The following is a 12,044-nucleotide window of genomic DNA, read 5'->3' as shown; positions in this document are numbered from 1 at the left end:
CACGATGAGTGCACCCGAGCCGCGGCCGCGCGGCACGCTGATGATCCAGGGCACGACGTCCGACGCGGGCAAGAGCACGCTGGTCGCGGGCCTGTGCCGGCTCGCCCGCCGCGCCGGCGCGCGTGTTGCGCCGTTCAAGCCGCAGAACATGGCGCTCAACAGCGCGGTGACGGCCGACGGCGGCGAGATCGGCCGCGCGCAGGCGCTGCAGGCCCTGGCCGCGGGCGTCGCGCCGCATACGGATTTCAACCCCGTGCTGCTGAAGCCGACGAGCGATCGCGGCGCGCAAGTGATCATCCACGGCAAGGCGCGCATGAACCTCAATGCGCGTGCGTACCACGACTACAAGCCAGTCGCGTTCGACGCGGTGCTCGAGTCGTACGCGCGCCTGCGTGCCGGCTACGACACGGTGATCGTCGAGGGGGCAGGCAGCCCGGCCGAGATCAACCTGCGCGACGGCGACATCGCGAACATGGGATTTGCCGAACGCGTCGACTGCCCGGTCGTGCTCGTCGCCGACATCGACCGCGGCGGCGTGTTCGCGCATCTGGTCGGCACGCTCGCATGCCTGTCGGACAGCGAGCGCGCGCGCGTGCGCGGCTTCGTGATCAACCGCTTCCGCGGCGATTTCAAGCTGCTCGAACCGGGGCTCGACTGGCTGCGCGCGCAGACGGGCAAGCCCGTGTTCGGCGTGCTGCCGTACCTGCACGGCCTGCTGCTCGACGCCGAGGACATGCTGCCCGCACAGGCGCGCAGCGCCGCCGCACGGGGCGACGCCGGCGTGCTGCGCGTGGTCGTGCCGGCGTTGCCGCGCATCAGCAACCACACCGATTTCGATCCGCTGCGTGCGCATCCGCAGGTCGAATTCACGTACTGGAAGAGCGGCCCCGTGCCGGACGCCGACCTGTTGATCCTGCCCGGTTCGAAGAGCGTGCAGCGCGATCTCGCGTGGCTGCGCGACGCGGGCTGGGACACGCTGATCCGTCGCCACCTGCGCTACGGCGGCAAGGTGATCGGCATCTGTGGCGGGATGCAGATGCTCGGCCGCACGCTCGACGATCCGCTCGGCCTCGAAGGCGCGCCCGGCAGCGTGCCGGGGCTGGGGCTGCTTGATTTCGACACGACGCTGCAGCCCGACAAGACGCTGAAGAACGTGACGGGGCATCTCGCGCTGCCGGGCGGGGCCGCGGTGCGCGGCTACGAGATCCACATGGGCGACACGCACGGGCCGGCGCTTGCTTCTCCCGCGCTGGCGCTGGCAGCCGACGCCACGCAGGACGGCACACGCCCAGACGGCGCGGTGTCCGACGACGGCCAGATCCTCGCGACCTACGTGCACGGGCTGTTCGACTCGCCCGACGCCTGCACGGCGCTGCTCGCGTGGGCCGGGCTCGACGGCGCGGAGCGCATCGACTATCCGGCGCTACGCGAGGCATCGCTCGAACGGCTGGCCGACACGTTCGCCAACCATCTCGACCTCGACGCGCTGTACGCCGAGTTTCGTTGACGCGGGTTGGGTCGTGCTCGCTTTTTCCGCCGGATCGCGTACAACACAGAAGGGCGGAGGTCCGCCTGGAGGAGTGCGACGATGAAGGCTCGATGGTGGTGGAGTGTGCTGCTCGCGGCGCTGCTGGGCGCGTCGGCGGTTGCGCACGCGTGCGATTCGTACACACCGGGCGGCAGCCAGTCCGGTTCCGGCGACGCCACACAAGGCAAGAGCGGTTACTGAAGCAGGTTGCGGGGGCATGATCGGTCATGCCCCTTTTTACGTCCCGATTAACTCCATATGGGAATTAGTTAAAGCGAATTGGCGCGTTTATCGGCCGAATTGATTCGAATAGAGTGCGGTCCATTCACCCCACTCATGAAGGAATTCGCCATGAACCCCAATCGCCTCAACGATTTCGCCGCGACCCTGCTGCGCGTCGCGCTCGGCGTGCTGTACCTCGCGCACGTCGCGCAGAAGGTGTTCATCTTCACGCTGCCCGGCACCGCGCAGTTCTTTGTGTCGATCGGCCTGCCGGGCTGGCTCGCGTACCTGACGACGTTCGTCGAACTGGCCGGCGGCCTGGCGCTGCTCGCGGGCTTCCGCGTGCGCGTCGCCGCGCTCGTGCTGCTGCCGTTCATGCTCGGCGCGACCGCCGCGCATCTGCCGAACGGCTGGGGCTTCGCGTCGCCGCACGGCGGCTGGGAATATCCGGCGTTCTGGGCCGTCACGCTCGCCGTGCAGGCGCTGCTGGGCGGCGGCGCGTTCGCGCTCGGCGCACGGGAGGCCGCGGTTCAGCGTGTGTAAGGGATACGTAAGCGTACCCGGGGCGGCGCAACCCGTTCCGGTGACACCCCGTTTGCCGATATCATCGCTCCCTGTATCCGCAATCGAGCGGCGCCTGCCATGCGGCGGGCGCCGCGCGGCTTTTTCGGGGGAATTCATGACGGTGATCGTGGTGGCGAATCCGAAGGGCGGCGTGGGGAAGAGCACGCTGTCCACCAATCTTGCCGGCTTTTTCGCAGCGCAGGGCGCGTGGGTCGCGCTCGCCGACCTGGACCGGCAGCAGTCCTCGCATGCGTGGCTCGACCTGCGGCCGGCCGGATTGCCGCCGATCGAGGCATGGGAACTCGACCCGGACGCGCCGACGAAGCCTCCGCGCGGCCTCGAATATGCGGTGATCGATACGCCGGCCGGCCTGCATGGCAACCGGCTCAACGTCGCGCTGCAACTGGCCGACAAGGTGATCGTGCCGCTGCAGCCATCGATGTTCGATATCCTGGCCACACAGCAGTTTCTGGAGCGCCTCGCCGGCGAGAAGGCCGTGCGCAAGGGCAGCGTCGAGGTCGGGATCGTCGGGATGCGGGTCGATGTGCGCACGCGCTCGTCCGACCAGCTTCACCGGTTCGTCGAAGGGCTCGGCCTGCCGGTGCTCGGCTACGTGCGCGACACACAGAACTACGTGCAGATCGCCGCGCACGGCCTGACGCTGTGGGACGTCGCGAAGAGCCGCGTCGAGAAGGATCTCGAACAGTGGCGGCCGATCGTCGAATGGGCCGAACGCCGGGCGCCGAAGGCAGCGAAGACGGAGAAGGCCGCCAAGGCGTCCTGAGCGCGCGGCCGCCGGGCCGGTGCGCGATGAAATGAGAAAGGGCCGGATGCCGTCGAGTACGGCATCCGGCCCTTCGACCACCAGCGGCACCGCCGCTCCAGCGCGCCACGGCACGCGGGCAGATGGTCGGGTCAGGTCCAGTTCTGCGTCGGCACGTGATCGCGATGGCCCTTGATCTTGTTGCCGTCGTCGATGAACACGAGCTTCGGCTTCCAGCCGGCCTGCAGCTCGGCTTCGTCGACCATCGCGAACGCCGCGATGATCACGAGGTCGCCGAGTTGCGCGCGACGCGCGGCCGAGCCGTTCAGCGAGATCATCCCGCTGCCGCGCTCACCCTTGATCGCGTACGTCGAGAAGCGCTCGCCGTTGTTGATGTTCCAGATGTCGATCCGTTCGTTCTCGATGATGCCCGAGGCGTCGAGCAGGTCTTCGTCGATCGCGCACGAGCCTTCGTAGTGCAGCTCGCAGTGCGTGACGGCCGCACGGTGGATCTTCGATTTGAGCATGTGGCGCTGCATGGTGTCTCCGTGATGCGTGAGAGGCGCGGGCGGGGCGGCCCGTCAGATTTCCAGGTTGTCGATGAGGCGCGTCGCGCCGAGCTTCGCGGCGGCGACGACGACGAGCGGTTCGCCGGCTTCGAGCTGGGCCGCGTCCGGCGCGATCAGGTTCGCGCGGCGGCGGATCGAGATGTAGTCGGGCGCCCAGCCGCGGCCGGCCAGATGCGTGCGGGCCAGTTCCTCGAGCTTGCCGAGGTCGCGCTCGCCGCCGAGCACGCTGTCGCGGATGCGCTGCAGCGTCTTCGCGAGTTCCGGCGCTTCGCTGCGCTCGTCAGCCGACAGGTAGCGATTGCGCGACGACAGTGCGAGGCCGTCCTCGTCGCGCACGGTTTCGGCGGCGATGATGTCGACCGGCAGCGCGAGCTGCTGGCACATGCGGCGCACGATCATCAGCTGCTGGTAGTCCTTCTTGCCGAACACGGCGACGCGCGGCTGCACACAGGCCATCAGCTTCGCCACGACCGTGCACACGCCGGTGAAGAAGCCGGGCCGGAATTCCCCTTCGAGGATCCCGCCGAGATCGTCCGGCGGCAGCACGCGGTATTCCTGCGGTTCCGGGTACATGTCGCGCTCGGTCGGCGCGAACAGCACGTAGACGTTTTCCTTCTGCAGCTTCTCGATATCGTCCTGGAGCGTGCGCGGATACTTGTCGAAATCCTCGTTCGGGCCGAACTGCAGCCGGTTGACGAAGATGCTCGCCACGACCGGGTCGCCGTGCTGGCGCGCGAGGCGCATCAGCGACAGGTGCCCTTCGTGCAGGTTGCCCATCGTCGGCACGAACGCCGTGCGGTTCTGTCCGCGCAGCTGGTCGCGCAGTTCATGGATCGAGCTGATGACTTTCATGATCGGGTAGCAGGTTCCTCGCGCTGGCGCGCGTTGGCGCCGCAGCAGCGGCGTCGGGGTCGAAGCGGAGAACGCCGGCGCGCGGGCGGCGCATCGGGCGTCGGCGGATTGTAGAGGATTTGGCCGCCAAACGCATCGAAAAGAGAACGGTCGTTCACTTTTTAATCGGGCGTGCCGGCAACCGCTCGCGCGGCCGCGCCGGGCCGCGGCGTAGCGGCGAGCGTGCCGGGAGGAACCGGGAGAACGGGAAGGGCGGGCGCGGGTGTTACGCGGGCAGGTACGCGAGACGCACGTAGATCGGCGCGAACGGCTCGGCCTGCGTGATTTCGAGGAGCGACTCGCGCGCGAGTTCGAGCATCGCGATGAAATTCACGACGACGACCGGCACGCCGCGCGACGTGTCGAACAGCTCGGCGAACTCCATGAAGCGCGCGTTCTGCAGCCGGCGCAGGATCAGGCTCATGTGTTCGCGCACCGACAGCTCCTCGCGCGAGATCTTGTGGTGCTGGACGAGCTTCGCGCGCTTGAGCACGTCGGCCCATGCGGCGCGCAGGTCGTCCGAATTCACGTCGGGGAAGCGCGGCGTGACGCTCTGCTCGATGTAGACCTCGGCGCGCAGGAAGTCGCGGCCAAGCTGCGGCAGCTGGTCGAGCCGCTGCGCGGCGAGCTTCATCTGCTCGTATTCCAGCAGGCGGCGCACGAGTTCGGCGCGCGGATCCTCGGCTTCCTCGCCGGTGTCGGCCTTCTTGACCGGCAGCAGCATCCGCGACTTGATCTCGATCAGCATCGCGGCCATCAGCAGGTACTCGGCCGCCAGCTCGAGGTTCGACGTGCGGATCTGGTCGACGTAGCCCAGGTATTGCGCGGTGACCTGCGCCATCGGGATGTCGAGCACGTTGAAGTTCTGCTTGCGGATCAGGTAGAGCAGCAGGTCGAGCGGGCCTTCGAAGGTCTCGAGGAAGACCTCGAGCGCATCGGGCGGGATGTAGAGATCCTGCGGCAGCTTGAAGAGCGGCTCACCGTACAGGCGAGCGAATGCCGCGACGCCGTCGACCGTGTCGGGCGTCGAATCGGCGCCCGCGGGCGCGGCGATCGCGTCGTCCTGCCGGGCGGCGCTGGCCTCGTCGGCGGCGCTCACGTCGTCAGAAGTTCTGGTAGTAGACGTACGACGTTTGCTTCACGCGCGACTCCTGCTGCTCGGCGCGTTCTTCGAGGTCGATCGGCTGCTTGTCCCACAGCAGGGAGCGGCCCTTGCGCTGCTCTTCCTCGAGCGTCGGCTTCTGCTGCTTGAGCTGGTTCAGGAACTGCGTGACGTCGGACTGGTACGGCATGGCTGGATCTTCCGTTTCGGGCGGCGCACGATGCGCCGGATTCTCGATGGCGGGATTTTACCGCATCGCGGGGAACAGCCGGCGTCAATCGCGCGTCGAAACCGCGGGCCGGTACCGGCGGACATCGTGCCGCGGCCCTTCCGGTGCCTTGGCACTCTTTCACAATCGTTTGGCGGTGACGTCGGCGCCCTGTGGTCAAATACAGGGTTTTCCACGAAACCGTAACACTCCGAGACGGCGAGGTCATATTTGGCGGGGCAGTCGAACCAGCAAGCACACACGGCGCATGACGCGAGCCGACGCGCGGCACGCGAGCGCGCCGGCGCCGCGGCCCGCGTCGCGCGGGCGGCCCTCGCGGGTTGCCTGGCCGCGTGCTTCGCGCTGCCGGCCTACGCGAAGTACGACGTCGACATCGACGCGCCGCGTTCGATCCGCAAGCTTCTGAAGACGCATCTCGATATCGCCCGCTTCGCGAAGCGCGACGACATCAGCGACGACCAGTTCGACTTCCTCGTGACCGCCACGCCGCAGCAGGTGCGCGACCTGACCGCGACGGCCGGCTATTTCTCGCCGGTCGTGCGCACCGACGTGCGCACGCGCGACGGCAAGCGCGACGTGCGCATCGCGGTCGATCCGGGGAAGCAGACGATCGTGTCGAGCGTCGACCTGACCTTCAAGGGGCCCATCGACACCGAGGATCCGAAGCAGGAAGCCGCGACCCGTTTCGCATTCTCGCTGAAGCCGGGCGATCCGTTCACGCAGTCCGACTGGGACGGCGCGAAGGGCGCGGCGCTCAGGCAGCTGCAGTCGCACCGCTATCTCGGCGGGAAGATCGCGTCGTCCGAAGCGCGTATCGACCCGCGCACGCAGCGCGCGATGCTCGCGGTCACGTTCGACAGCGGCCCGACGTTCACGATCGGCAAGGTCGACGTCGACGGCGTGCGACGCTATCCGGAAAAGATCGTCACGAACGTCAATCCGCTGTCGGAAGGCGAGATCTACGACGTACGGCGGATCACCGAACTGCAGCGGCAGTTGCAGAACACGCCGTATTACGCGAGCGTCGCGATCGACGTCGGCGACGATACGGCGAAGCCCGAGCGCACGCCCGTACACGTGAAGGTCAGCGAGTTCCCGTACAACAACATCCGCGGCGGCGTCGGCTTTGCCACCGACACCGGGCCGCACGTGCAGGGCTCCTATACGTATCTCGACACGTTCGGTGCCGCGTGGCCGCTGACCGTGTCGGGCCGGCTCGACCAGATCCAGCAATACGGGCAGGTCCAGCTGTCGATGCCGCCGGGCGAGAAGGGCTGGACCAACAGCGTGCTCGCGTCGTACACGAACACCAACGTGTCGGACACGCGCATCTACAGCGCGCGGGTCGGCGTGCAGCGCACGCGCACCGGCCAGTTCATCGACTATTCGTATTCGCTGATGTACTACCAGGACCGGCTCGACCAGAACGGCGCGGGTCCGACCACGAGCCGCGCGCTCGTGCCGCAATGGGCGTGGACGCGCCGCAACGTCGACGATCCGCTGTTTCCGCGTTCGGGCAACCTGATCCACGCGGAGGCCGGCTTCGCGGTCAAGGGCGTGCTGACCGACCAGTCCTTCATTCGTGGCTACGCGCGCGGCCAGCAGTACCTGCCGATCGGCAAGCGCGACCTGTTCGTGTTCCGCGCGGAGCTCGGCGGCGTGTTCACGAGCGGCAGCTCGACCGGCGTGCCGGCGTCGCTGCTGTTCCGCGCGGGCGGCTCGAACTCGGTGCGCGGCTACGGCTACCAGAGTATCGGCAACAGCGTCGACGGTTCCGTGCTGCCGACCAAGTACCTGATGACGGGCACCGCCGAATACCAGCACTGGTTCAACCGCGACTGGGGCGCGGCGACGTTCTTCGACATCGGCACCGCCACCGATGCGTGGGGCGAGCGCGTGTTCTACCCGGGTGTCGGCATCGGCGCGCGCTGGCGCAGCCCCGTCGGCCCGATCAACGTCGACGTCGCGTACGGGTTGCGCAACCATAGCGTGCGCCCGTACCTGACGCTCGGCATCGCTTTCTGACCGTACTGTTTCACCGACGACGAACCGCATGACGAAGGACCCGAACGACACGCCGCCGCCTCACGATCCGGACTCGCCCGACGGCGCGCCCGACGCGCCGCCGCGCGCGCCGCGCCGCGGGCCCGTCGCGCGGATCGGGCGGTTCGTCGCGTGGACGCTCGCGACGGTCGTGCTGCTCGTCGTGCTGGCGGTCGGCCTCGTGCTGGCCGCGGCGACGACCGAGCACGGCACGCGGCTCGCGTGGCAGGTGGCCGGCCGCGTGTTCGGCGCGCGGCTCGCGGGCACGCTCGACGGCTCGCTTGCGACCGGCGTGCGGTTGCGCGGGTTCGCGTGGACGAGCCCCGACGGCACCGGCACCGAAATCCGCATCGACCGGCTCGACGGCCGCTGGGCCCTGACCCGCGCGCCGTGGCGGCTGTCCATCGCGTATCTTCGCGCCGGCACGATCGACGTGCGGATCGCGCCGGGGCCGTCGACGCCGAGTACGACGCCGCAGGACCTGAGCCTGCCGCTGCAGTTGCGGATCGACGACCTGCGCGTCGATCACCTCGCGATCCACGACGGCGGCTCGACGACGCAGCTCGACCATATCGCGCTGACCGGCCGCAGCGACGGCCGTCACCATGAACTCGTGCTCGACGGCGTCGATACGCCGTACGGCGCGCTGACCGCACGCGCGAAGCTCGACGGCGTCAAGCCGTTCGCGCTGACGGGTGACGCCACGTACGCAGGCAAGCTGTCCGACGAGCCGGTCGACGCGCGCGCCCGCGTGTCGGGCTCGCTCGAAGCGCTCGTCGCCGATGTCGACGCAAGCGGGATGAAGCTGAACGGGCGCGCGCACGTCGAGGCCGCGCCGTTCGGCGCAGTGCCGCTCACGCGCGCATCGCTCGCGTTCGATCACGTGAACCCGCAGGCGCTCTCGCCCGGCGCACCGGCCGCCGATCTCGCGGTGCGCGCGGAACTCGCGCCGGTGACGGCGCCGGCCGGGGCCGAACCCGCGAAGGGTTTTGCGGTGACGGGCCCGGTGTCGATCGTCAACGCGAAGCCCGGCACGCTCGGCGACCACCTGCTGCCGGTGATCGACGCGCACGCGAACGTACATCTCGATGCGCATGCGCAGCGGATCGACGATCTCGCGCTGAAGCTGATCCGCGACGGCAGTGTGACCGGCAACGGCATGCTGACGGGCGGCAAGGGCCGCTTCGACCTGAAGGTCGCGAACCTCGACCTGAATGCGTTCGTCGCCGAGCTGCGGCCGATGCGCCTCGCCGGCCCGCTCGGCGTGACGCTCGCGGGCGATGTAACGACCGTCGATTTCAACCTGAACGATCCGAAGCTCGCGCTCGGCGCACGCGCGAAGGTCGCGTTGACGCCGCAGCAGACCGTGCTGACCGACGCGCGCGTGACGGCGGGCAAGGGCCGGATCGACCTGACGGGCGTGTTCCGCCACGACGCGCATTCGAGCTACGACGCGAAGGCGACGCTGACGGCATTCGATCCGCTGCTGCTCGCCGCGGCGAGCGCGCCGAAGGCGGGTGGCGGCAAGGCGCCCCCCAAGGCGTCGAAGGCTCCGGCCAAGCGCGGCGAGACGCGCGTGTCGGGCACGCTGACGGCGTCGGGCGCATTCGCGCCGCAGGTGTCGACGAAGGCGACCTTCAAGCTCGGCGACAGCCTGTACGACGGCGTGCCGCTGACCGGCGCCGGCGTCGTGCAGCTCGCCGGCTCGCGCATCTTGCCGAGCAACGCGAACCTGTCGATCGCGGGGAATCATGTCGACCTGCGCGGCAGCTTCGGCGCGCCCGGCGACCGGCTGCGCTTCGTCGTCGACGCGCCGCAACTCGACCGGCTCGGCTTCGGCGTGGAAGGGCTCGTGCAGGCGCAGGGCGACCTGACCGGCAGCTTCGCGCACCCGAACGTGACGGCGACCTACAAGGCCGAGCACGTCGTCGTCGGCTCGAACCGGATCGGTGCCGCGCAGGGCCGCGCGGACATCCGCGACGGCGCGCACGGCGCGCTCGTGTTCACCGCCGACGCGTCCGACATCGCGCTCGGCTCGCTGAAGCTGAAATCGCTGCGCGCGAACCTCGACGGCACGCGCGCGAAGCACACGCTCGACGCGTCGGCACTCGGGGCGGCCGGCGGCCGCGTGATCGACGTGACGCTCGCGGCGAATGGCGGCGTGGTCGAGAATCGCGACGGGATGCGCTGGGACGGCACCGTCACGCGTCTTGCGAACCGCGGCACGCCGACCATCGCGCTGCAGTCGCCGCTGACCGTCTCGGCCGGCGCCGGCCGCGTGACGCTCGGCGCGACGCGACTCACGCTCGAAGGTGCGGCGATCGACCTGAAATCGTTCGTGTTCGATCACGGCCAGATGCGCTCGGCGGGCTCGGTGACCGGTGCGTCGGTCGCGCGTTTCCTCGAGGTCCGCCAGGAGCTGACGGGCCAGCGGCCGCCGGTGCGCACCGACGTCGTGCTCGATGCCGACTGGGATTTCTCGCTCGGCGCGAACGCGACGGGCTACGTGCAGGTGAAGCGCCGCGGCGGCGACGTGACGATCGAGAGCGGGCGCGGCATCGCATCGCTGGGGCTGACCGACCTGTCCGCGCGCGCGAGCTTCATGCCCGGCAACCGGCTCAACGTGACGGCGCTCGCGAAGGCGAACCGGGTCGGTACGCTCGACGCGAACGTCATCGTGCCGTTCGCGCTGCGCGACGGCATGTTCGGCGTGGTCAACGACGGCCCGCTGTCGGGCCGCATCGACGCCGACATCCCTGCGCTGAAGACGACCGGCAACCTGTTCGGGCCGAGCTATCTGCTCGGCGGCCGCGCGGCGCTGAAGCTGACGGTCGCGGGCACGCCGGTGAAGCCGAGCCTGTCGGGGATGCTGACGGGTGACGACCTGTCCGCGACGCTCATCGACCAGGGCGTGCAGCTGAAGGACGGCATCGTGCGCGTGAAGCTGTCGGAAAACCTCGTCGAATTCCAGCAGGTCGAGTTCCACGGCGGCGACGGTACGCTGCGCGCACTCGGCCGCGTGCGCCTTGACGGCGAAGCGCCCGACCTGACCGCGAGCATCGTCGCGGACAAGCTCGAACTGTTCGCGGCGCCGGATCGTAAGCTGTCGCTGTCGGGCAAGGCGACGGTCGCAAACGACGGGCCGCGCGGCGCGCTGTCGATCGACGGTAAGTTCGTCGTCGACCGCGCATTGTTCGACCTGCCCGAGGAGTCTGCGCCGCACCTGTCGGACGACGTGGTGATCATGCAGCCGGGCGGCACGGTGCGCGGCGAGACGCCGACCGGTTCCGCGGTCGCGAAGCCGAAGCCGGTCGAGGACAAGCCGGCACCGTCGCTCGCGCCGCGCGCGAACATCGACATCGGCCTCGGCAACAACTTCCGCTTCAAGGGGCACGGCGCGGATCTCGGGCTGCGCGGCACGATCACCGTGATGAGCGCGCCGGGCGTGCCGCTGCGCGCGGTCGGCAACGTGCGCGTGACCGAGGGATCGACGTACACGTCGTTCGGCCGCAAGCTCGCGGTCGAGAACGGCTTCTTCACATTCAACGGCCCCGTGTCGAACCCGGGCGTCAACATCCTCGCGATGCGGCGCAACCAGGAGGTCGAGGCCGGCGTGCAGGTCACGGGCACGATCCAGTCGCTGACGGTCAAGCTCGTGTCGGAGCCGAACGTCACGGAAAACGAAAAGCTGTCGTGGCTGCTGTTCGGCCACGGCACCGACCAGGGCAACAACGTCGGCCAGCAGGGGGCGATGACGGCGGCGCTCGGGCTGCTCGGCAGCGTGACCGGCAAGCGCGTCGCGCAGACCTTCGGTCTCGACGAGGTTTCGGTCGGCCGCAGCGAAGTCGGCCTGACCGATCCGCAGGTCGTGCTGGTGTCGAAGGCGATCAACGAGCGCTTCGTGCTCGGCTTCGAGCAGGGGCTGCAATCGGCGGCCAACGCGTTCAAGGCGACGATCAACCTGACGCGCTTCTGGTCGGTATCCGCGTACGGCGGCACGTTCCAGGGCGTCGACCTGAACTACACGCGGCGTTTTGATCGCTGGTTCAGCAGTGACGGCGGGCGCGGGCGGCGCGCCGAGCAGCCATGAAAAAAGCCCCGCACGATGTGCGGGGCTTCCTTTCGCGCAAGCG

The 12,044-nt window shown here is 69.1% G+C and carries 10 protein-coding genes; 6 read left to right on the top strand and 4 right to left on the bottom strand.

Annotation, left to right across the window (positions count from 1 at the left end; genetic code table 11):
- Positions 1 to 4: 4 nt before the first annotated feature.
- From CFB82_RS13810 to CFB82_RS13800, 4 genes are all read left to right on the top strand, one after another.
- The gene (locus CFB82_RS13810; protein WP_089484419.1) at positions 5 to 1,507 is read left to right on the top strand and encodes a cobyric acid synthase; all 1,503 of its coding nucleotides are present in this window, start codon (positions 5 to 7) and stop codon (positions 1,505 to 1,507) included.
- Positions 1,508 to 1,588: 81 nt separating this feature from the next.
- On the top strand, positions 1,589 to 1,729 hold the full coding sequence (locus CFB82_RS43215; RefSeq protein WP_166896785.1) for a hypothetical protein: 141 nt from the start codon (positions 1,589 to 1,591) through the stop codon (positions 1,727 to 1,729).
- Positions 1,730 to 1,879: 150 nt separating this feature from the next.
- On the top strand, positions 1,880 to 2,293 hold the full coding sequence (locus tag CFB82_RS13805) for a DoxX family protein (protein ID WP_089484453.1): 414 nt from the start codon (positions 1,880 to 1,882) through the stop codon (positions 2,291 to 2,293).
- Positions 2,294 to 2,429: 136 nt separating this feature from the next.
- Positions 2,430 to 3,098, top strand: coding sequence for a ParA family protein (locus tag CFB82_RS13800; protein ID WP_089484418.1), 669 nt, complete (start codon positions 2,430 to 2,432; stop codon positions 3,096 to 3,098).
- Between the two features lie 131 nt (positions 3,099 to 3,229).
- On the opposite strand, the gene panD is transcribed toward CFB82_RS13800, so the two are convergent.
- The 4 genes from panD to CFB82_RS13780 form a co-directional block, all read right to left on the bottom strand.
- Entirely contained in the window at positions 3,230 to 3,616 is a 387-nt protein-coding gene (gene panD / locus CFB82_RS13795; RefSeq protein WP_069248606.1) for an aspartate 1-decarboxylase, read from the bottom strand.
- Between the two features lie 42 nt (positions 3,617 to 3,658).
- Positions 3,659 to 4,498 carry a pantoate--beta-alanine ligase gene (gene panC / locus CFB82_RS13790; protein ID WP_089484417.1) on the bottom strand — a complete coding sequence of 280 codons (840 nt, stop codon included), beginning with the start codon at positions 4,496 to 4,498 and terminating at the stop codon, positions 3,659 to 3,661.
- A 265-nt stretch (positions 4,499 to 4,763) separates the two neighbouring features.
- The gene (locus CFB82_RS13785) at positions 4,764 to 5,636 is read right to left on the bottom strand and encodes a segregation and condensation protein A (protein ID WP_021164248.1); all 873 of its coding nucleotides are present in this window, start codon (positions 5,634 to 5,636) and stop codon (positions 4,764 to 4,766) included.
- A gap of 4 nt (positions 5,637 to 5,640) precedes the next feature.
- On the bottom strand, positions 5,641 to 5,829 hold the full coding sequence (locus CFB82_RS13780; RefSeq protein ID WP_006478107.1) for a DUF3460 family protein: 189 nt from the start codon (positions 5,827 to 5,829) through the stop codon (positions 5,641 to 5,643).
- Between the two features lie 249 nt (positions 5,830 to 6,078).
- Between CFB82_RS13780 and CFB82_RS13775 the strand changes: the two genes are divergently transcribed.
- Positions 6,079 to 7,893, top strand: a complete 1,815-nt coding sequence (locus CFB82_RS13775; protein ID WP_089484416.1) for an autotransporter assembly complex protein TamA — start codon at positions 6,079 to 6,081, stop codon at positions 7,891 to 7,893.
- Positions 7,894 to 7,921: 28 nt separating this feature from the next.
- Positions 7,922 to 12,001 (top strand): translocation/assembly module TamB domain-containing protein, encoded by a 4,080-nt coding sequence (locus CFB82_RS13770; RefSeq protein ID WP_089484415.1) that lies wholly within the window; start codon positions 7,922 to 7,924, stop codon positions 11,999 to 12,001.
- Positions 12,002 to 12,044: the final 43 nt, after the last annotated feature.

The organism is Burkholderia sp. HI2714 (assembly GCF_002223085.1).
In the GTDB taxonomy this organism is placed as follows: Bacteria; Pseudomonadota; Gammaproteobacteria; order Burkholderiales; family Burkholderiaceae; genus Burkholderia; species Burkholderia lata_D.
This window is presented reverse-complemented; position numbering and strand designations above follow the sequence as displayed.

What these genes read in the sequence shown, in the direction of transcription:
- CFB82_RS13800 (WP_089484418.1), top strand. Translation starts at nt 2,430, where the DNA reads ATGACGGTGATCGTGGTGGCGAATCCGAAGGGCGGCGTGGGGAAGAGC.
- CFB82_RS13805 (WP_089484453.1), top strand. Translation starts at nt 1,880, where the DNA reads ATGAACCCCAATCGCCTCAACGATTTCGCCGCGACCCTGCTGCGCGTC.
- panC (WP_089484417.1), bottom strand. Translation starts at nt 4,498, where the DNA reads ATGAAAGTCATCAGCTCGATCCATGAACTGCGCGACCAGCTGCGCGGA.
- panD (WP_069248606.1), bottom strand. Translation starts at nt 3,616, where the DNA reads ATGCAGCGCCACATGCTCAAATCGAAGATCCACCGTGCGGCCGTCACG.
- CFB82_RS13770 (WP_089484415.1), top strand. Translation starts at nt 7,922, where the DNA reads ATGACGAAGGACCCGAACGACACGCCGCCGCCTCACGATCCGGACTCG.
- CFB82_RS43215 (WP_166896785.1), top strand. Translation starts at nt 1,589, where the DNA reads ATGAAGGCTCGATGGTGGTGGAGTGTGCTGCTCGCGGCGCTGCTGGGC.
- CFB82_RS13810 (WP_089484419.1), top strand. Translation starts at nt 5, where the DNA reads ATGAGTGCACCCGAGCCGCGGCCGCGCGGCACGCTGATGATCCAGGGC.
- CFB82_RS13780 (WP_006478107.1), bottom strand. Translation starts at nt 5,829, where the DNA reads ATGCCGTACCAGTCCGACGTCACGCAGTTCCTGAACCAGCTCAAGCAG.